The organism is Gemmobacter caeruleus, from assembly GCF_008271655.1.
Classification (GTDB): Bacteria; Pseudomonadota; Alphaproteobacteria; order Rhodobacterales; family Rhodobacteraceae; genus Gemmobacter; species Gemmobacter caeruleus.
The window spans coordinates 140,132-160,043 of record NZ_VKKX01000033.1 but is presented as its reverse complement, the minus strand read 5'-3'; the positions used below and the strand labels follow the sequence as shown (position 1 = coordinate 160,043).

Here is a 19,912-nt window from a genome sequence, read left to right as displayed (position 1 = left end):
TCAGGTGATGGACAGGAAATTGGAAAGCATGCGCGGCCCTTCGGGGGTCGCGACGGATTCAGGGTGGAATTGCAGGGCAAAGATCTTCTGCTCGGGCGCGCTGAAGGCCATGATCTCGCGATGTTCGTCATCGGTGACGGCGGTCACGCGGAACATGGGCGGCAAGGTGCCCGGGGCGACGACAAGCGAATGATACCGCATGGTTTCCGGCGCCCCGACCCCGGCGAACATCGGGCAATCGCCGGTGACCTCCAGCCGCGAGGATTTGCCGTGCATGATCCGCCGCGCGGTCTCGATCCGCGCGCCGAAATGCGCGGCAATGCCCTGATGGCCCAGACAGATACCCAACAGCGGCTTGCGCCCGGCATAAAAGGCGATCACCCGCGACGACCCGCCGAAATCCGCAGGATCGGTGGGGTTGCCCGGCCCGGGCGAGATGACGACATGGCTGTAGCGATCCAGGCACAGATGCCGGTCCTCGACCGCATCATTGGGCACCATGTCAAAGGTCAGATCATGCGCCCGCGCCATGACCTGCGGCACGTTGAAGACGAAACTGTCGAAATTGTCGATGATCAGCACATGGCGGCGGGTCATACGCATTCCTTTCCGGCGGAATAGACCTTGTGCAGCCATTCCTCCGCCTCCTCGGCGGCGGTGGAATCCAGCACGATGCCCATGCCGGCCCGCAAACTGGCCTCGCGCGGGGTATCGTGGATGGCCGAGCGGATGATGATCGCGAAATCGCCCGCGCCGCTGACATCGGCAAAGCCGATATTGCCGCTGTAAAAGCCGCGCGGACCCGGCTCCAGTTCCCGGATGATCTGGATCGAGCGCCGTTTGGGGGCGCCGGTCATCGTGCCCGCCGGCGACAGCGCGCGCATCACGTCCAGCGGCGTCACGCCCTTGGACAAGCTGCCCTCCACATCGCTGGCCAGATGCATGACCGGCCCGAAAGGCGCGACATACTGGAACGCCCGCACCTCCACGCTGCCCGGTTGGCAGATGCGGCCCAGATCATTGCGCACCAGATCGACCAGCATCGTATGTTCGGCGATTTCCTTGGTGCTTTGCCGCAGGGCGACAATGCTGCGCGCCTGTGCCTCGGGGTCGTCATGGCGGGGCTGTGTGCCCGCAAGCGGCGTCATCCGCGCCCGTCCGTCGCCGACAATCACCAGATTCTCGGGCGAGATGCCGGCAATGCGGATATCGTCGAACTGGACGAAATACTTGTAGGCGCTCGGGTGATGGCGCATGGCCAGAAAGCTGTCATAGGCGCCGCGTTGCACCGGCAGGCGCAGCTCATGGCTCAGCACCGTCTGGAAACTGTTGCCGCAGGTCAGATGCGGCTTGATGCGCTCCACCCCCTCTCGGATACGCGCGACGAAATCGGTATGGTCCGCAGCCGCCGCGCGAAATTCGGTCAGGCTGCGGGTGCGCCGCCGCAGGGCGGGGCGGTCATCCCGCGCCCAGTCTGCCAGACGCGCCCGCAGCGCCAGCGCCTTTGCCGCCCTGCCGGGGCTGAACACGATATGGCAGCGCTGCGCGGCAAGATCGGTCACGATGAAATTGTCGAACAGCCCGTAGACGAAGGGCACCTGCCCCGGATGCAGGCTGTCGATCTTGAGAAAGCTGCTCAGCCCCTCAAAACTGTTGATCCCGATCAGCCCGCCCTTGAAGAAAGGCACATCCGGCGTCGCATGGGTGGCGGCAAAGCGCGCCAGTTGGGCGTTCAGAAAGGGAAAGGGATCCGCCCCGGGCAGTTCCACCCGTTCCGGGGTGTCGATGCCGCGCCGGCGGATCTCCACCGACCGGCAATCCCAGGCCACGCGATAGATGGCCAGCGGATCGGCGGCGATGATCTGGGTCTGGTCTTTCTGATACAGAAGGTGGAACCCGCCGGAGAGGCCGGGATCGCTGCGCAGGAATTCTGCCGGATCCCGGGCAAGATCAAAGCTGATCGCATGCATCATGCGGCCCCTTTGCCCGGCGCGGCGGGCGTCGCGCGGCGCAGCGGATTGAGCAGCACCAGCCCCAGCAGCAGCGACACCAGCGTCACCCCCGCCAGGCCCAGCACGCCGATGCGAAAGGCGGCGTCAGGGTCGGGCACCGTGCGCAAGGTCAGCGTCAGCAACCAGACCCCCGCCGAAGACCCCATCTGCATCAGGAAGTTGTTGATCCCCATGAAGCGCCCGCGCGCCATGCGATCCACCGACGAAGTGGCGATGGCCTGGATCAGCCCCATGCGCACCGCAAGCCCGGCCAGATAGGCCGCCAGCAGCAGCCCCAGCGGCACCAGCCCGAAACCCGCCATCGCGATGCCGATCAACGTGACCAGCACGACCGCATTGGTCAGCAGCAGCGCGACCGCCGGTCCGATCCGCCCGATCAGCGCGCCAGAGCGCAGCGCGGCCAGCACCGACACGGCCCCCGTGGCGGCATAGAGCAGCGCCAGCATGTCCAGCCCGATACCATGCGACAGGATCCAGGCCGGCGAATGCGTGCCGAAGGCCGTCGCGACGAACTGGAACAGAAAGAAGCTCGCCCCGATCAGCAACAGGCGCGGCTCGGTGAACAGACGGAAGCCCGAGGTCAGCAGGCCCAGATAGGAGAGGCCGCTTTTCATCCCCGGCACCGCAGGCAGCGCCAGCGCGACCAGCGCCAGCACCACCACCGCCAGCAAGGCCAGCACGAAGAAGGCAAGGCTCCAGTCCACCAGATAGCCCGCATAGATGCCCGCGGGCACGCCGAAAACGATGGCGGCAAAGATGCCCCCCATCGCGGTGCCCATGGCGCCCGGCATGGCCTCCAGCCGGCCGGCGGCGATAAAGATATCGGCCATGTAGGCCATCAGGCTGGACAGCAGCACCCCCGCCGCAACACCGCACAGCGCGCGGGTGACGATCAGCGCTTCATATCCGCTGACAGCGCCGGTCAGGCCGGTGAACAGCGCAAAGGCGCCCAGCCCCGCCAGCAGCATGGGCCGGCGGCCATAGCGGTCGCCCAGCGGGCCAAGCAGCAGGGCCCCGAAGCCGATCCCCAAAGTATAGACCAGCACCAGATTGGCCATGGCGGCGGGGGTCGATCCGGTCAGCTCCGCCAGGCGGCGCAGAAAGGGCGCCACGACGAAATTCTCGGAATAGACGATGAAGTTGAGAGCGAAGGCAATCCAGGTGATGCGGCGCGGTGCCTGTTCCATTTGCGGTCCTGTCTGTCCACCGCGCATGTCGATACCCGGCCGGCCCATCCCGCGATGGCCGGAACCGCGCACCGGCAAGCCCGGAACGGATCTGAAATCTGATAACTCTGCGCGGCGGAAAGGTGGCGGCAGCTCGTTCCGTCACCTCGGGCCATGACCTCACCCTAGGGGCGGGCATGGCGGGCCTTCAAACAGCAAAAGGTGTTTTTTCGCGACGCTGCATTCGTGGCTGATCACGCAATGTGATGCAATGCCACGCCCGGGCCAGACAAGGTGACGCGGCAACGACCCGGCGGGCGTCCAGCATGCGGGGGCGCATCTTCAAGATACTGAAAATGCACAAATTTCTGCCGATTTCCATACGCATTCGCGTGGATCTGGCCGAATGGCGCGGGTCTGCAATCATTCGCAAAGAAGATGACAATTCTGCACACTTCTCCACCCGAACTCTCGTTAGCGTCCGACAGGATCACTGCCCCGAACATCCGCTGACCCACAGCGCCCCACCTGCGAGAGGATAAACGAATGAATATTCAGCAATGGATCGACCCCGCCCCGAATGCCACGCTTGTGCCCGATGCGCAGGGCTATTTCGGCGCCTATGGCGGCCCCATCGACGACGCGCGCGTCGCGGCCCTGCTGGCTGAAATCGGTGCGGCCTATGATACCGCCATGACCGACCCCGAGTTTCAGTCGGAAATGTTGCGGCTGCGCGCGACCTATGTCGGCCGCCCCAGCCCGATCTATCACGCGCGCAACCTTTCGGCCGATTGCGGCGGGGCGCAGATCTATTTCAAGCGCGAGGATCTGAACCATACCGGCGCCCACAAGATCAACCATTGCATCGGCGAGGTGCTGCTGGCCAAGCGCATGGGCAAGAAGCGCGTGCTGGCGGAAACCGGCGCCGGCCAGCACGGCGTGGCGCTTGCCACCGCTGCCGCGCTGGTGGGCATCGAATGCGAGATTCACATGGGCGTGGTGGATATCGCCAAGGAACACCCCAATGTCTCGCGCATGAAGATCCTGGGCTGCAAGCTGGTGCCCGTGTCGCGTGGCACCGGCACCCTGAAGGACGCGGTGGACAGCGCCTTTGAATCCTACATGCAAGACCCGGAAAACACCTTCTTCGCCATCGGCTCGGTCACCGGGCCGGCGCCCTATCCGCGCATGGTGCAGGGCTTCCAGTCGGTCGTGGGCACCGAGGCGCGCCGCCAGTTCACCGAGATGACCGGCGCCCTGCCGACCGAGGTCACGGCCTGTGTCGGCGGCGGCTCCAACGCCATCGGCCTGTTCAGCGGCTTCATCGACGCGGCAGAGGTGGCGCTGGTCGGCATCGAACCCGCGGGCCACGGCCTTGATACCGACAAGCACGCCGCCACCCTGACGCTGGGCAAGCCCGGCACCATGCACGGCTTCCGCTGCTATTACCTTCAGGACGACAAGGGGGAACCGCTGCCGGTGCATTCCGTCGCCTCCGGGCTGGATTACCCGGGCGTCGGGCCGCAGCATTGCCACCTCAAGGATATCGGCCGGGCGCGCTATGAATCCGCCACCGATACCGAGGCGTTTGACGCCTTCATGACCCTGTCACGCCGCGAAGGCATCATCCCCGCGCTGGAAAGCGCCCATGCCGTCGCCTATGCGCTGCGTCAGGCCCCCAGGATGCAGCCCGACCAGTCGATCCTCGTGAACCTCAGCGGCCGCGGCGACAAGGATATCGACTTCGTCATCAAGACGCTGGCCCTGTGATCCCGGAACCGCCGCAATGACCCTGGAATTCCTGCTGACATCCCTGATCGTCGTGATCGCGCCCGGAACCGGCGTGGTCTTTACCCTGGCCTGCGCCCTTTCCGGGGGGCGCAATGCCGCGCTGGCCTCGGCCATCGGCGGCACGCTGGGCACCTTGCCGCCGATGTTCGCGGGGCTTCTGGGGCTTGCGGCGGTGCTGGAAACCAGCCCCGCCCTGTTCAACGCGCTGAAATATGCCGGCGCGCTGTATCTCGTCTATCTGGCCTGGATGACGCTGCGCGACCGCAGTTCGCTCCGCGTCGGCCATGAGGATACCTCCAGCTTCTGGCAGATTGTCTGGCGGGGGGTGTTCATCAACATCCTGAACCCGAAACTGTCGATGTTCTTTCTGGCCTTCCTGCCGCAATTTGTCGATCCGGCCCAACCCGGCGCGACCTTGCAGATGTTCCGGCTGGGCATGGTCTTTACCCTGATGACGTTGATCGTGTTCCTGATCTATGGCTTCGCCGCCACGCTGGCACGCAAGCGCATCATCGAACGGCCCGCCGCCATGACCGGCATGCGCTATTGCTTTGCCGCGTCATTCCTCGGCCTGGGCGCCAAGCTTCTGTTCGCAACGGTCTGAAGGAGCGTATGATGCCTGCCGACCTGTCCTATCACGATCACCGCTTTCGCCCCGCGCCCGACCCGTCGCCGCGCCGGCGGTTCATCATCGGCATCACCGGCGCCTCGGGCGTGATGATCGGCGTGCGCGCGCTGCAATTGCTGCAACCGCTGCCCGGGGTGGAAACCCATCTGATCCTGTCAGCCGCGGGGCTGCGGACGTTGCGGGCGGAAACCGATCTTCGCCCCGAAGCCGTGCGCGCCATGGCCGATCACGTCCATCCGCATGGCGATATCGGCGCCTCCATCGCTTCGGGGTCTTTTGCGACAGACGGGATGCTGGTCGCGCCCTGCACGGTCAAGACGCTCAGTGCCATCGCGCATTGCCATGGCGACAACCTGATCGCGCGCGCCGCCGATGTCTGCCTGAAAGAACGCCGCCGCCTGGTGCTGATGCTGCGCGAAACGCCGTTCCATGCCGGGCATATCGCGCTGATGGATCAGGCGACGCGCAACGGGGCCATCATCATGCCCCCCGTCCCGGCATTCTACCTGCGCCCGGCGACGCTGGATGACATGATCACCCAGATGGCTGCGCGCGCGCTGGATCTGGCCGGCATCGCCGTTCCGGAACTGCATCGCTGGCAGGCAGAAAGCCCGGCCTGAATGTTAACGCTGTCACAATTCTGCCGAAGGAACCGCGTACTCAACCACAGCGGTCAAATCTTCCTTCAATTTTCGCGCTCCGGATGCTAGAGCTGCGCTATTACTAGGAAGACTTCCGTTAGGTCATTTAGGAAGGAGAGTGACATGGTTAAAGCGCTGCTGATCGACGACGATGTCGAATTGGCTGATCTGATGCATGTCGTCCTGACCAAATACAGCATTGATCTCGATACCGTTCACACCCCCGATGCCGGCTTCAAGGCGCTGGAAAGCGACAGCTACGACATCATCCTGCTGGACATCATGCTGCCCCAGGTCAACGGCTTGCAGATGTGCCAGAAGATTCGCTTCAGCAATGCGAGCTATCGCGACACCCCCATCATCATGCTGACCGCCCGGACCGATCTGACCGATATGGTCGTCGGGCTGGAGACCGGCGCCGATGATTATGTGAAAAAGCCCTTCGAGCCCCGCGAACTGGTCGCCCGCATCAACGCGGTGTTGCGGCGGGTCGGTGCCAGCGACGCCCGCGACGGCGATATTGCCCCGGCCCCTGCCGAGGCAGGGCCGGCCGCGGCGGGCGGTCAGCGCCAGCTGCATCTGGATGGCAACGTGCTGACCATCGACCCGCAACGGGCGCAGGTTCTGGTCAACGGGGTGCGGCTGACCATCACCTCGATGGAATTCGAACTGATCGCCACCATGGCCACCACACCCGGCGAAATTCTCAGCCGCGACGCGCTGCTGGAACGGGTCCACGGCTCCAGCGTGATCTATACGCGCAGTATCGACGCGCTGATTTACCGCCTGCGCAACAAGATCAAGGAGGCGGGCGCGGCAGCCGATTTCATTCGCACCGTGCGCGGCCGGGGCTATTCGCTGGTGGGCACCCTGACCGAAAACGCTACCTGACGCGGGCGCGCCTGCGTCATGGCAGCGCCCGCCGGAATGCCGGGCGCAGTGGCGGCGGAACTGTGGCATCGACATAGGATTTGAACACGCTGGTGCCCCGCGCCGCCTGCCATTCGGGCGATTGCGACGGGTCCATGCCCAGCGGACGAAAGCCGGGCAGGGCGTGGCAATCCTGCGCAAGCTGGGCGCGGGTGGTCAGCGCCCAAAGCACATCCTCATCGCAGGAAATGTCGATGTCGTCATCGACAAAGACCACGGTCTTCAGAAAGGGGCAAACCCCGGCCATGGCCCGCGCCAGCGCCGCCAGATCGCGGGGGCCATCCCCCGCCAGCGCCGCATAGAGCAAGAGCATCCCGCCCCCCGCAGGGGCAAAGCGCAGATCATGCAGCCCCCAATCCGGCGACAGCGCCAGGCCCAGCGACAAGGCGCCACCCAGGCCCAGGATGACCGACTGTTCACGCCCCGGCCCGATCACCGTCTGGAACAGCGCATCGGGGCGCGTCAGGCACCGCGTCAGGCGCAGCACATGCAGCTCAGGCACGCCATGCCCGTCATAGCCCAGAAACTCTGGCATCGACCCCGCGAGGGGGGCGCCGGGCAGGGCCTCTGGCACAGTATCGGTGGTCAGCTCCGCCTCCAGCACGATTTCGGCGTGGGTCAGGAACGGCGCCGCGCTTCCCCGCGTCAGCGAAATCGGCCTGCCCGCCAATGCCCCGGCGATCGCCAGCTTGTCCAGCGCTCGCGGCAGTGTCGCGGTGGAGGTGGCGGCCGCAATCGCAACAGCCGGCGGCACGCCGATATTGATCGTGACCGGCAACGACCGCCCGGCGTCATGTGCCGCTTGGGCCAACTGACGCAAGGCGCGGCCCGGCAGCATCCAGATCCCCAGACGATCCGGGCCAAGGATCAGCATGCGATGCGCGGAAATGGCCATGCTGCCGTCAGGGGCCTGGGCCATGACAAAGCCCATGGTCAGATAGCGGCCCGCATCGCGCGGCGTGACCTGCGGCACTGGCAGGGCGGTCAGGTCAACCGGCCGCTCCGCGTGCAAGCCGGTTTTGGCCCATCGGGGCGCCACACCGGCAAAGCCCGCCAGCGGGCCGGGCGCGATGCGCCCGGGCAGGCCGGGCAGCCAGTCCCGCACCCGCCGCTCGCCGCCATAAAGACCGAAGCAAAGGGCCGGCGCGGCCCCTTGCGGATAGATCAGCACCGGCTCATCGCCCTGCCGCGGTCGCGCCGGCGGCCCGACAAAGCGCGCCGCCACTTCGGCCGCCGCTGCATCGGGGGACATCGCCGGGCGACGCAGACCGCCGCCAGAGGCCGCGATGGCCGCGCGCATGTCGCACGCGGCCAGGTCGATATCGCGGTCAGGATGCGGCAGCATCGGAAACCTGCATGGCCGGTGCCCGCGCCGCATCGCTGCGACGGCGGAACAAGGCGATGACCGCCGGCCCCAGAACCACATCCGCCGCCAGAGCCAGCGCCGACCCCGTGACCATCAAGAGACCGAAGGCCCGGATATTCGCCATGCCCGACAGCATGAAGACCGCAAAGCTTGCCATCACCACCAGGGTGGTCACCGCCACGGCATCGCCGACCTCGGTAAAGGTGCTGCGCACGGCATCGACGACGCCCGCGCCCTCCTCGGTCTTGTGCCGCACGGTATGGAACAGGTGCAGCGTGTCATCCACGATGATGCCGGTGATGATACCGCCGATGAGGATCGTGAAAGTATCCAGCGGAATGCCGGCATAGCCCATGATCCCCAGCAGCACGACAAAGGGCAGGACGTTGGGCACCATGCTGACCAGCCCCCAGCCCACCGAGCGCAGCGCCAGCATCATGCAGACCGTCACGATCAGCAGCGACATCGCATAGCTTTCCGTCACGCTGGACAGCACCGCAGCAGAGGTTTGCGCCAGCAACGCGATCAGCCCCGTGGCATGGACATCCGCGCGATCCCCGATCGCGGCGCGAAACTCGCCCTCGATGGTGGCAATCACATCGGTATAGAGCTTCGCCTCCAGCCAGGGCGTCTGGAACGAAACCCGGCCCGTGTCGTAGTCAAGGCTGACATACCGTTTCATGTCGTCATTGCCCTGCCCTTCCAGCAACAGGACCTGATCCCAGATCTGTTCCTGCCCGGGCAGCTTGCGCGCGGCGATATCGCCGTCGTGAATGGCCTGGTTGGTTTCCTCAATGAAGGAAATCATGCTGGTATGGCGACCGATCGGGATGTTGACCAGCCCCGGCACCTTGCGCGCCGTATCCTCGATGCGTTGCAGCAAGGTGGCATCGCGGAAATCCAGCCCGTCGCGGGGCGAGATGATCAGCTCCAGGTTCACGCTGCCGTGGTAATGCGCGTCGATGAACTCGGTGGAGACGCGGGCCTTGTTGTCCTTGGGCAGCCAGAGCAGCGAGTTATGCGAATAATCCAGCCGCAGGATGCCAAAGGCGAAGATCGCGCTGACCAGAAGCGACAGCGACAGCGCCTTGACCGGAGAGGCGGCGCTGGCCGTGGCGATGCGCTGCATGGCCCGCGCGACGCGCCCCGGCTCGGCCGTCTGCCGGTCAAGAAAGCGGCGCGGCAGGAAACGGTAGGCCATGGTGGCCCAGAACAGCGCCAGCACATAGGACACCGCGACCGAGACCAGCCCGAAACGGCCCAGATCGGAAATCGGCGCCAGCGGCGAAACGATCAGCCCGGCCAGACCGCCGGCAGTGGTCAGCGCCGCGAACAGGATCGGCACATGGCAGCGCTGCACGGCGGCGGCCAGCGCCGATTTGCCCTCGCCATGTTCGGCCCGCGCCCGCAAAAGCGCGGTGATGAAATGGATATAGGTGCAAAGCCCCACGACCAGCGTCATCGGGATCAGAAGCTGGGTCGGCGGCGTCATCGCCACGCCCGTCGCCGCCACCGTGGCAAGGGTCGAAAAGACGGAGGTGACAAAGGTCAGCAGGCTGCCCAGCGACACGATCACGCTGCGCGTCATCGCGAACATGGTGATCAGCGTGATGATGACGCAAGCCAGGGTGAAACGCGGCATGTCACGTTCCATCATGCGCACGATCTCGGTGCTGACCACCGGCGCGCCGGCCATGTGGATATCGAACCCTTCGGCCTGATAGCGGTCGATGATCTGCTGCGCGGCGGTTTCCATCTCGGCATATTGCGGGGCGCCCAGCAGGCGGCGCTCCTCCACCGGAACCACCTTCGGCGTGCAGATATGTCCGCTGGACGGATCGGGGATGCAGTCCGAGGCATCGGGCGCATAGCGATAGGGCTCGATCACGATCGCCGCCGTCTTGCCATCGGCCGAAATGATGAAATTGCGATAGAGCGGCGTATCGAGGATACGATCGCGCAGCTCGTGCGGGTCGCGCCCGCGCAGAAGCATGTTGCGCACCAGTTGTTCCAGATAGACGCCGCCGCCCTCATATTCGATGAAGGGAATATTGTAGGGGCTGAAAATCTCCGAGATATAGGGCACGCCCTCGGCAATCTCGTTATGCAGCGCGCTGAACCGGGTGAGGAATTCGCGGTCGAACACATCCGGCGCGGCCACGGCGATCACCAGACGGTTATCCTGGCCGAATTCACGCCGCATCGCATAATAGGACAGCAGCGCGGGGTCTTGCGGATGCATGAAAGCCTCGACCCGGCCATCCTTCTGGATGGTGGGCAGATTGCTGGCGACGTAGAAAAAGATCAACCCAAGCACGAGCGGCAGGGTCTTGAGCCGATGCGTATAGACAAGGCTCAGCAGCCGGGTGACCCCGGTGTCGATCACAGACAGAATCTTCATGGAAATCTCCCGGAAGGGGCCGTGGCGGAGACGCTCCGCCACGGGGCCAGAGACAGGATTGTGGCGTCAGTTGGTGAAATTCGGACCGCGATATTCGCGGAACGCACTGGCGGCCGAACCCATATCCTCCAGCGTGAAGAAGCTGTCGGGCAGGCCCATGTTGAAGGTCTCGCCCTCGGTCCGGAATTCGGAATGCGACACCACGCGGCCTTCCTTCAGCGTCGAGACCCGATAGCGCTCCGGCGCGAAAACCCCGTTCACCCACCGCATGTCCATCGTCTCCAGCACGCGCTGTTCGTTCGGCGCATCGGCGTTGAAGCTGGAATACATCGGCATGAAGGTTTCGGTATCCACCCAGACCTCGCCATCACGCAGACCCAGGCGGACGACTTCGGCTTCGGTGCGCGGGTTCACATAGATCTTGTAGACCGGATAGCCGTTGAACACGCCCGTCCCCAACATCTTGCAATCATAGTCACGCGCCTGGCGGATCAGCATCTCGCCCACGGCGAGGTCCGAGCCGTAAAGCCGCTGGCTCAGATCCTCGGATTTCACATCCACCACGCTTTTCGACGAGGGCAGCCAGACCCAGACCTTGTCGGCCATGCCCACCTCGAAATTGTCATGCACATAGGACTCCACGCCCTCAAGCTCCGCCGGCTCCAGCACGATGGAGCGCAGGCGGCGGTTGATGCCCTGGTTCTTGTGCGCCGCCGCGATGCGCCGGGTCTTCACCGCGCCGGTTTCGTCCGTGATCGTCATGTTGACGATGCGCCAGCTGTCATACCCGTTATAGCGGTTCTGCATGCCCAGCATGACCTGCGAACAGGTGGTCAGCACGGGCGAGGTCGGCACCGCCGGTTCCACCAGCGGCTTGCCGTCCTGGGCCAAGGCCGCCCCGCCGATGCCAAGCCCGGCGGCAAGAACCATGCCCGCGACAACCTTTCTGGTAAATTGCATCATCTTGATCCCTCGTTCTGGATTTTTTGGTGAATTGGATTGAAGCGTCCGTGGGCAGATTGATCGAGACAGGCCCGAGAACAAAAATCTAATTTTCAGAGATTCTTGAACTTAAATGACGTGACATTGCGCAATATCACAATCCTGGTGACATGTATTTTTTACATTCGGGGCATGGCGTCACGACCGGCGATAATTCCGGTTTACGCGCCGTCACATAGGGCAGTAATTCTGCCGCCATTTGCCCGGATCGCGATTATGGCAAAAGATTTCTGCACCTGCACCAATTTGCAAATTTTGCCACACCGGGAAATTCGCGAATTCGCTAGACCAGAGAAAGGGTCATCCAGTGTGACGGCCGGTTGAAATACGGTGATTCTATGGAAACGAAAATCTGTGGCGCGCGTCTGCCCGAGGAAATCGACATTCTGGAACAGGAAGCCGTGCGCTATTGCGGGCTCTGGACGGGCATCGAAGGCCATCCCAACGATCTGGACGATCTGCGCTTCACGACCCTGGCTGCGCGGTGCCGCAACCTGACCCCCGTGGCGGTCTGTGTCCGCAAACCTGTCCAACAGGTGATCGCGCTTCTGACGCCAACCCGCGTCCGTATGGTGCAACTGCACGGCTTCAACACACCGCGCGACGTGGCGATGCTGAAAGACGCGGGCTTTACCGTGATCAAGACGCTGCACCTTGGCGAAGATGGCGCCTGCCCCGAGGCCCGCTGGATCAGCGCCTATGACAAGGCCGGTTGCGACATCTATCTGATGGATCGTTTCGGCGGTGCCGATCAGATCGGCAGTTGCGGCAAGGCCCTGCCGGAACCCGTTCTACGCGACTGGCGGCACCGGCTGGCGGGGCGGCGGCTGTGGCTGGCGGGCGGGCTGACCCCGGACCGTATCGCGCTCTTGTCCGAGGAAGGCGGGATCGAAGCCTTCGATATCGACAGCGCGGCCCGGCATGGTGGCCATATCTGCCGCAAGGCCGCCCGCATGCTGGTCACGGCGGCCCGGCCGGCCGAAAGCTACAGGCACATCGCATGACCCGGGTCTGGCCGCTTCCCTTTGCTGCGCCCGCGCAGAACCGCCGCAGGCTCTGCCCGCTGATCATGGTGGGCGATCCCGATCTTGCGACGACCGTGGCGCTGCTGGACCATTGCGTGACGCTGGGGATCGACCTGGTCGAACTGTGCCTGCCCTTTCCCAATGCCTTTACCGATGGCGCCACGCTGCGCCGCGCGCATGCGCGGGGGCTGGCTTCGGGGGCAGGGCTGACGGATGCGCTGCGCCTTGTCGCCGATTATGCGGGACGGATCGACATGATCCTGCTGGCCGATGCCAGCCATACGCTGCGCCCCGCGGGGTTTGACGCGGTCTGCACGGCTGCGGCGACTGCGGGCGCCGCCAGCATCCTGCCGCATGGCCTGCCGCCCCGCATGGCCGAGGAATTTGCCCGCGCGGCCCGGGCTGCGAACCTGCCGGTGGTGGGCACGCTGTATGCCGGCGGCACCGATGAGCTGCGGCAGGCCGCCGCCGCCCGCGCCACGGCCTTTGTCTATCTGGTATCGGCCTATGGCCGATCCGGCGGGGCGATGGCCGCCTTGCCCCCCGGCCCGGAAATCGCCGCGCTGCGCCAGGTCACCGCACAGCCGATCGCCCTTGGTTTCGGGTTGAAGACCGCGGCCGATGTCGCCGCCGCCTTTGCCGAGGGTGCGGATATCGCGATCGTCGGCAGCGCCCTGTCCGACGCGGTGGAGCAAGGCCTGGGTCAGCCCGACCCGCTGGCCCCGGCACGCGCCCTGCTGGCAACCCTTTCGCAAGAGGCCACATCATGACAACGATCGACAGCCGCACCGATCCGCGCAATGCCGTCCTGCTGCCGGTGGCGGGTTCCGACGGCCCTGCCGCGCAGCTGCGGGTGGACCGTCATCACCCGTTCTTCTTCGATCATCCGCTGGACCATGTGCCGGGCCTGTTGTTGCTGGAGGGCGCGGTTCAGCTCGCGCAATCCATGGCCCATTTCGGGCGCTTTGTCTCGGCGATCGAGGGGCGTTTCATCCGCTATGCCCTGTTCGAGGCACCCATCCTGTTGTCGGCCCGCGAAACCGGCCCCGACCGGCTGGAAATCACCCTGACCCAAAAGGCACAGGACCGGGCCGTCGTCACCGTCACGCTGGCGCCCTATGCGCTGCCGGCGGCCGGTGGCCGGCTGAACCGCCCGCTCAGCCTGTTGCCGCCGGAAGGCGGGTTGCTGAACAAGAGCCGCCCCGAAAACATCCTGATCGCAGAGCCGCGTCGCCAGGAAGATCGGATCAGCGCCTGGATGCTGCCGCTTTCCGAAACCTGCCTGCTGACCGACAGCGTGCAGGCGGTGCATCCGCTCTGCCTGCTGGAAGGATTCATGCAGGTGCAACGCTGGATCAACAGCCAGAACCCCGATGCCGGGCGCATGCGCGATATCCTGACCGGGGTCAGCTTTCGCCAATATGCGCCGGTGCTGGGCCGCAAGGCCGCGCTGCGCATCGACGGCACGACAGATTTCACCGAAACCGCGCCCAACCGCTTCAGCCGGGCCGCGACGCTCAGCCATGGCGGAATCGCCTTTGCCGAATGCGCGCTGCATACGGCCGTGGCGATGCGGGCCATCAGAACAGGATGATCAGCATGGAGCCCGTTCACATCATCGGCGCCGGCATTTCCGGCCTTGGCGCCGCGCATTACCTTGCCGCGCGCGGCATTCCCGCGATCATCCACGAGGCGGGGCAGGGCCATGGCGGCCGCGCCGCCGCGATCCGGCACGACGGCCATATGTTCGAGATCGGCGGCAAGAATTTCTCGACGGCCTGGCCGCGCTTTACCGCGCTCTTGCGTGATTTCGGCCTGACCGAGTTCGAACCGCAGCATCCCGGATTTCACATCGTGATGGCCGACCGGCTGGTCGCGCTGGAAAAAAGCAAGACCCTGACCGGCGACCTGCGTCTGGCCAGCGCCATCGGCCTGCGCGGCGCGCTGCAATTGCGGTCCTTCCTGGCCGAAGCCCGCAGCAAGGCCGAAGCGCTGAATTATACCGCGGGCCTGATCGAAGAGATCGAGCGCGACTGGGATCACATGACGATCGACCGCCATTTCACCAAATCGCTGGTGGAGGGGCCGATGCGGCTGTTTTCCATCATCATGGGCGGGGCGGAGCCGTCAGAACTGTATCCATCGCTGCTGATGCTGTTTGCCTCGGGCTTCGGCAAGGGGCAGCACCGCGCGATCAAGGGCGGCGTCGGCCAGTTCCACGATGCGCTGGCCGCCGGCAAGACCATCCGCCACGGATCGGCGGTGCGCCGCATCCACCTGTCGGGCAACGCAGTTGCCGGGCTGGAGATTGCCGATGCCGACGGGGTGCATCAGGTGCCGGCCAGTCGGGTGATTTCGGCCGTGCCGCTGCATGTGCTGCGCCAGATGGTCGATTTGCCGGCCTATGCCCGTGTCGCGGCCGCGTCGGTGCGGTATTTTCCGCTGGCCATGGTGAATGCGGTCTATGACGCCCCGGTCTTTCGCGACGGGGTGCATTCGATCATGTTCGAACCCGGCTCGATCCTCGGCCATTGTTCGGCCAACCGCCTGCATCAACCGCATCATGCCCGGTTCACCCTGTCAGGCAAGGCCGCGCGCGATGTGCTGGACCGGCCGGATGACTGGCTGGTCGGCGCGGCGGAACGGGCCTTCTCGGCGCGGATGCCGATTGCGGCAAACCGGACCAGCCTTCACGTTGCTCGCCATACGGGCGGGATCTGCGGCTATGCCCCCTATTTCACCCGGGTGAAGCGCGATCTTCTGCGCGGCGTTGCCGGGATCGGCGGGCTGGAAATCGCGGGGGATTATCTGGAAGGGCATACGATGGAGGGCTGCCTGACCTCTGCGGCGCTGGCCGTCGAACGTATGCTGCACACCGAAACGGCGGCGCGGCTTGCCGCATGACGACGGCCCGCGCGCGGGTCAGCCGCGCGCGGGCCATCATGTAGATCAGGTCAGGGCGATGCGGCGCTGACGATGGGTCAGCAATTCGATCAGACGGCACAGCGCCGGCGTGGAAAGCGGCCCGTCGGCCACATGATCGGCCCCCGCCTCCAGCAAGGCGACCCGCTGATCCAGCGGCTTGGCCGAATGCAGCACGATGACCGGGATCCGCGCGCCCAGGCTGCGGATCAGTCGGCAGACCTCCATCGCGTCGCCCTGCGGGCAACTTTCCATCACCACCAGACAGCTCGGGATCGCCCCGCGCACCAGTTGCGGCAGGGCCGCGGCAGTGGTGCAGCACAGCACCTCATGGCCCTTCTGGCGCAGCGAAAATGACAGGACATGGCAGCCCGCCGGGGTGGCCGCCAGCAGCACGACGGTTTCGGTGCCCAGCGGCAGCTTTCTCGGGGGGGTCATGCCTGCGGAACCGGACAGCGCTGCGCAGCCGCCAGAAAGGCGCGGGTCTGATCGCCGATGCCCGCCCCTGCCCCCATCAGCGCGGTGCCGATCAGCATCGCGTCGAAACCTGCCGCCATCAGGCGCCGCGCCTCGGCGGGGGTCTCGATGCCGCTGGCACTGACCAGCAGCCCGGCCCCGGCCTTTTCCCGGGCCTGCGCCTGCAAGGAAAGGCTGCGCTCGATCCCGCCGCCATCGGTTTCACGGGTGCGGATATCCCGGTTGTTGATCGCCAGCACCGCGCCTTCGGGCAGGTCCAGATCGGCCAGTTCCGTGGCAGAAGCCGCCTCGACGAAGGGCGTCATCTCCAGCGCCAGAGCGGCTTCGGCCAGGCGGCGCAGGTCGCGGGGGCGGATGAGCGTGCAGGTCAGCAGAACCGCCGAGGCACCCAGATCGCGGCTTTGCATCAGATGGGCCTGCGACACGATGAAATCCTTGCGCAGCACCGGCAGGCCGGTCCGTGCCAGTTCAGCCACCATGTCGGGTCGGCCGCCATGCCAGGCGCCGGTGGTGACCGACAGGCACGGCACCCCCGCCCCGGCATAGGCGGCGGCGATCCCGGCCACGTCGCGCGCGCCGATCAGATCGCCCGCCGCCGGGGAAAATGGTTTGACCTCGGCAATGACAGGCGCCGGGGCCGCGCGCAGTGCCGCAACGAAACGGCCCACGCTCATTCCGCGGCCTCCTGATGGCGGCGCACCGATTGGGCAAAGCGTTGCACCTGCCGCAGCTTGCCAAAGGGCGCGCCCTCGCGCAGGCAATCCAGCGCCAGGGCTGTGCCCGCTTCGACACTGGCGGCGCGACCGCCCACATGCAGCACCGCGCCCGCGTTCAGCGCCACGGTTTCCAGCGCCGCCTGCGGGGCGCGCCCGCGCAGCACATCCTGCAACAGCGCGACGTTGTGATCGAGGGTGCCGCCGCTCAACAGCACCAGCGGCCCCGCCGCAAGGCCCAGCGTGGCGGGGTCAAGCCGGCTATCTGCCTGCCCGTCGGCCCATCCGATCCGGTTGGGGCCGATCGAGAGCAGTTCATCCACCCCCAGTTCGGAATGCACAGCCAGAAGGCGCCGCCCGGTGCGATGCGCGACGGTGCGGATGACCTCATAGCCTTCGGGGCTGGAGGCGCCGACCACGCTGCCGCGCACCGCAAAGGGGCAGATCAACGGGCCGAGGGCATTGATGAAACGCCCGATCACCTTGAAGGGCAGGGGTTGCGCGGCAATGGCAAGGCGGCGGCAGATCGGCGCATAGGCCGAAGCCGGTGCGAAGGCGAGCCCGGTTTCCGACAGCATGGCGTTCATCACCGGCAGCGCCATCGGGCGCCCGAGGCCAAGCGCCGACAGGATATCGGCCGAACCCACGCTGCTGGAATAGGCTGAGGAGCCGGATTTCAGCACCGTGCCACCCGCGGCCGCGGCGACGATTGCCGCCGTGGTCGAGATGTTGAAGGTCGAGGCCCCGCCCCCCGTGCCGACGATATTCACCGCCGCCGGGCCGCAGGCCAGCTGATGCGCCTCATAGCTTTCATCGACATAGCGCACGAAAGCCTCGACCCTGTCGGCCTGCGTCGGCGCCGCCGACAGGGCCGCCAGAACCGCGACGGTTTCGGCTTTGGGGCGTTGCGCGGCATCGGTGGCCAGCCAATAGGCCGTCATGTCCGCGATATCGGGTGTCTTGCCAGCGATCAGCGCGGCAGCAACGGCTTCGGGGGTCACCGGGATGCTCCTTTGATGGGCCTGTGGTCAGGCGGCGTTCGCGGTCTTGCCGTCAATCAGCGCGGCAATGGCGTCGAGCGATTGATACAGCTCGGCATCCAGTTCCTCCGGGGCGATGGCGATGCCGCAATCATCCTCCAGAAAGGCCACCAGCTTCAGCACGCCGAGGCTGTCGATGATCCCGCTCTGGATCAGATCGAGATCGGCCGGCAGATCCTGCGGCTGGATGTCGGGGGCGAATTCGGCACAGATGAAGGCACGGATACGGGCAATCTGGGTCATGTTGGCTCCTTGGGATTGCGGGAAAAGAACAGATCAGACGGCCAGCGCGAGGCTGGCCAACATCCTGCGGCAGATCTTGCCGTTGGAATTCTTGGGCAAAGGCTGCGCCGAAATCGCATAGCGGCGCGGGATCGCCGGGGCGGGCAGGGCGGTCATCGCATGGCGCCGCAGATCCAGACTGCCAAGCGCGCGGCCATCGGTCGCGACAGCGCATTCAAGCTGCGCCTCGTCACCACGCCGGACCACATAGACCGCCAGTTCCACCACCCCGGGCAGCCGCGCCAGATGCGCCTCCACCTCGGCCAGATCGACGCGATGGCCGCTGATCTTCTGCACGCTGTCGGCGCGGCCAAGGAAATGCATCAGGCCGTCCTCGCCCAGACGCACGCGGTCATTGCTGCGATAGTAGCGCCGGCCCTGCCAGTGGCCAAAGGCGCGCGCCGTCAGCGCGGGGTCGGAATAGCCCTCCATCGTGGTGGGGCAGGCGACCCAAAGCTCGCCCTCCTCTCCGATCGGAACGGGGTGCCCTTCCTCGGTCATCACCTCGTGACAGACATAGGGCAAGGGCCTGCCCAAGGGCAGCGGATCGGGCGTGTCGGCGCGCGGCACGTCGTAAAAGAACGTGTCGTTGGTCTCGGTGCAGCCATAGACATTGACCACCCGCGCCGCCGGAAACACCCGGAAGATGTCGCGCAGCACGGGGGCAGGCATCGGTTCGCCCGCGAACAGCACCGCGCGCACGGCGGGAAAGCACTGCCCCTCGGCCGCGCGCACCATCAGCGCCAGGGCCGACGGCGCCGCCTGCACCACGGTCACGCCGGCCTCGCGGATCAGCCGCAGCAACCGCTCGCCGCTCCGTGCGGTTTCGGCATCGGCCAGGGCCAGACTTGCCCCGACTGACAAGCCCGCGAAAATATCGAGAAAGGACAGGTCGAAGGCCAGCGGCGCATGGCTGAGCAGGCAATCCTGCGGCCGCAAGCCGAATTCCCACCGCACCCAGGCATTGAACTGATCCAGCGCCGGCGCGGCGATGCGAACCTGTTTCGGCACCCCGGTCGAACCGGAGGTATGCAGCAGCGCCGCCAGCCCGCCATCGGGTCGCGGGCAGGGTGGCTCGGCCCGCACGGTCAGCGCATCGAGGCGCCGCAGGGCAACCCCCGCCGCGCTGGCCCAGCCGCGCAGCCGGTCTTCGGCCAGTGCATCCACCAGCAGCGCCGCGGGGCGCAGCAGATCCAGAATGCCGGTCAGCCGGTCCTCGGGATGTCCGGGATCGAGGGGCGCATAGGCCCGCCCGTCGGCCAGCACCGCCAGCACCGCCGCGATGGTATCAGGCCGCTTGGCCGCGCAAATCGCGACCGGCCCATCCGGCAACCCGGCCATCCCGACCCTGATCTGTGCGACCCGTGCCAGCATGTCGTCATGCGTCAGCACGGCACCACAGCCACCCGCCACGCGCCCGCCCGGCGCGCGACCGATGGCGGACAAAAGCGCCTCGGCAAACGCCGCGCCAGTGGGGGCCAGCCCTGCGATATCCTTCATATGCTGCGTCATGCCC

General features: G+C 65.9%; 20 protein-coding genes. 8 read left to right on the top strand and 12 right to left on the bottom strand.

Going from position 1 to position 19,912, the window contains the following annotated elements; all coding sequences use genetic code 11:
* The 4 genes from FOA17_RS11475 to FOA17_RS19905 form a co-directional block, all read right to left on the bottom strand.
* Positions 1 to 597 (bottom strand): anthranilate synthase component II, encoded by a 597-nt coding sequence (locus tag FOA17_RS11475; protein ID WP_162528242.1) that lies wholly within the window; start codon positions 595 to 597, stop codon positions 1 to 3.
* Complete coding sequence (locus FOA17_RS11470; RefSeq protein ID WP_149141631.1) at positions 594 to 1,973, bottom strand: anthranilate synthase component I family protein; 1,380 nt, start codon at positions 1,971 to 1,973, stop codon at positions 594 to 596. Before FOA17_RS11470 ends, FOA17_RS11475 begins: the two co-directional genes overlap by 4 nt.
* Positions 1,970 to 3,199 (bottom strand): MFS transporter, encoded by a 1,230-nt coding sequence (locus tag FOA17_RS11465; protein WP_162528241.1) that lies wholly within the window; start codon positions 3,197 to 3,199, stop codon positions 1,970 to 1,972. Before FOA17_RS11465 ends, FOA17_RS11470 begins: the two co-directional genes overlap by 4 nt.
* 187 nt (positions 3,200 to 3,386) lie before the next feature.
* Entirely contained in the window at positions 3,387 to 3,566 is a 180-nt protein-coding gene (locus FOA17_RS19905; RefSeq protein ID WP_149141629.1) for a hypothetical protein, read from the bottom strand.
* Between the two features lie 158 nt (positions 3,567 to 3,724).
* Here FOA17_RS19905 and trpB point away from each other — a divergent pair, with 158 nt between their 5' ends.
* The 4 genes from trpB to FOA17_RS11440 all read left to right on the top strand — a co-directional run bounded on the left by trpB (position 3,725) and on the right by FOA17_RS11440 (position 7,129).
* The gene (gene trpB / locus FOA17_RS11455) at positions 3,725 to 4,948 is read left to right on the top strand and encodes a tryptophan synthase subunit beta (RefSeq protein WP_149141628.1); all 1,224 of its coding nucleotides are present in this window, start codon (positions 3,725 to 3,727) and stop codon (positions 4,946 to 4,948) included.
* A gap of 16 nt (positions 4,949 to 4,964) precedes the next feature.
* Positions 4,965 to 5,573 (top strand): LysE family translocator, encoded by a 609-nt coding sequence (locus FOA17_RS11450; protein WP_149141627.1) that lies wholly within the window; start codon positions 4,965 to 4,967, stop codon positions 5,571 to 5,573.
* Positions 5,574 to 5,584: 11 nt separating this feature from the next.
* Positions 5,585 to 6,217, top strand: coding sequence for a UbiX family flavin prenyltransferase (locus tag FOA17_RS11445; RefSeq protein ID WP_149141626.1), 633 nt, complete (start codon positions 5,585 to 5,587; stop codon positions 6,215 to 6,217).
* A gap of 144 nt (positions 6,218 to 6,361) precedes the next feature.
* A complete protein-coding gene (locus FOA17_RS11440) occupies positions 6,362 to 7,129 on the top strand; it encodes a response regulator transcription factor (RefSeq protein WP_149141625.1) in 768 nt (255 codons plus the stop codon).
* A gap of 16 nt (positions 7,130 to 7,145) precedes the next feature.
* Here the strand turns inward: FOA17_RS11440 and FOA17_RS11435 are convergent, their stop codons facing one another.
* The 3 genes from FOA17_RS11435 to FOA17_RS11425 form a co-directional block, all read right to left on the bottom strand.
* Positions 7,146 to 8,513 (bottom strand): UbiD family decarboxylase, encoded by a 1,368-nt coding sequence (locus tag FOA17_RS11435; protein WP_162528240.1) that lies wholly within the window; start codon positions 8,511 to 8,513, stop codon positions 7,146 to 7,148.
* On the bottom strand, positions 8,497 to 10,935 hold the full coding sequence (locus FOA17_RS11430) for an efflux RND transporter permease subunit (protein ID WP_149141623.1): 2,439 nt from the start codon (positions 10,933 to 10,935) through the stop codon (positions 8,497 to 8,499). The genes FOA17_RS11435 and FOA17_RS11430 overlap by 17 nt, the downstream gene beginning before the upstream one ends.
* A gap of 66 nt (positions 10,936 to 11,001) precedes the next feature.
* Complete coding sequence (locus FOA17_RS11425; RefSeq protein WP_162528239.1) at positions 11,002 to 11,895, bottom strand: outer membrane lipoprotein-sorting protein; 894 nt, start codon at positions 11,893 to 11,895, stop codon at positions 11,002 to 11,004.
* 380 nt (positions 11,896 to 12,275) lie between these two features.
* Here FOA17_RS11425 and trpF point away from each other — a divergent pair, with 380 nt between their 5' ends.
* From trpF to FOA17_RS11405, 4 genes are read left to right on the top strand one after another with little or no spacing between them, the layout of a single operon-like run.
* Positions 12,276 to 12,941, top strand: coding sequence for a phosphoribosylanthranilate isomerase (trpF, locus tag FOA17_RS11420; RefSeq protein WP_149141621.1), 666 nt, complete (start codon positions 12,276 to 12,278; stop codon positions 12,939 to 12,941).
* A complete protein-coding gene (gene trpA, locus FOA17_RS11415) occupies positions 12,938 to 13,732 on the top strand; it encodes a tryptophan synthase subunit alpha (RefSeq protein WP_149141620.1) in 795 nt (264 codons plus the stop codon). The genes trpF and trpA overlap by 4 nt, the downstream gene beginning before the upstream one ends.
* A complete protein-coding gene (locus FOA17_RS11410; protein WP_149141619.1) occupies positions 13,729 to 14,556 on the top strand; it encodes an AfsA-related hotdog domain-containing protein in 828 nt (275 codons plus the stop codon). The genes trpA and FOA17_RS11410 overlap by 4 nt, the downstream gene beginning before the upstream one ends.
* A 5-nt stretch (positions 14,557 to 14,561) precedes the next feature.
* Complete coding sequence (locus FOA17_RS11405; RefSeq protein ID WP_162528238.1) at positions 14,562 to 15,866, top strand: protoporphyrinogen/coproporphyrinogen oxidase; 1,305 nt, start codon at positions 14,562 to 14,564, stop codon at positions 15,864 to 15,866.
* Between the two features lie 45 nt (positions 15,867 to 15,911).
* Here the strand turns inward: FOA17_RS11405 and FOA17_RS11400 are convergent, their stop codons facing one another.
* Genes FOA17_RS11400 through FOA17_RS11380 form a run of 5 tightly spaced genes read right to left on the bottom strand, consistent with a single transcriptional unit; the run spans position 15,912 to position 19,908 of the window.
* Positions 15,912 to 16,322, bottom strand: a complete 411-nt coding sequence (locus FOA17_RS11400; RefSeq protein WP_149141617.1) for a response regulator — start codon at positions 16,320 to 16,322, stop codon at positions 15,912 to 15,914.
* Entirely contained in the window at positions 16,319 to 17,035 is a 717-nt protein-coding gene (locus FOA17_RS11395) for a beta/alpha barrel domain-containing protein (RefSeq protein ID WP_149141616.1), read from the bottom strand. The genes FOA17_RS11400 and FOA17_RS11395 overlap by 4 nt, the downstream gene beginning before the upstream one ends.
* Positions 17,032 to 18,075: a hypothetical protein gene (locus FOA17_RS11390; RefSeq protein ID WP_149141615.1), complete on the bottom strand. Its 1,044-nt coding sequence runs from the start codon at positions 18,073 to 18,075 to the stop codon at positions 17,032 to 17,034. Before FOA17_RS11390 ends, FOA17_RS11395 begins: the two co-directional genes overlap by 4 nt.
* 27 nt (positions 18,076 to 18,102) lie before the next feature.
* Positions 18,103 to 18,357: an acyl carrier protein gene (locus FOA17_RS11385; RefSeq protein WP_149141614.1), complete on the bottom strand. Its 255-nt coding sequence runs from the start codon at positions 18,355 to 18,357 to the stop codon at positions 18,103 to 18,105.
* 33 nt (positions 18,358 to 18,390) lie between these two features.
* Positions 18,391 to 19,908, bottom strand: coding sequence for an AMP-binding protein (locus FOA17_RS11380; protein WP_149141613.1), 1,518 nt, complete (start codon positions 19,906 to 19,908; stop codon positions 18,391 to 18,393).
* Positions 19,909 to 19,912 lie beyond the last annotated feature (4 nt).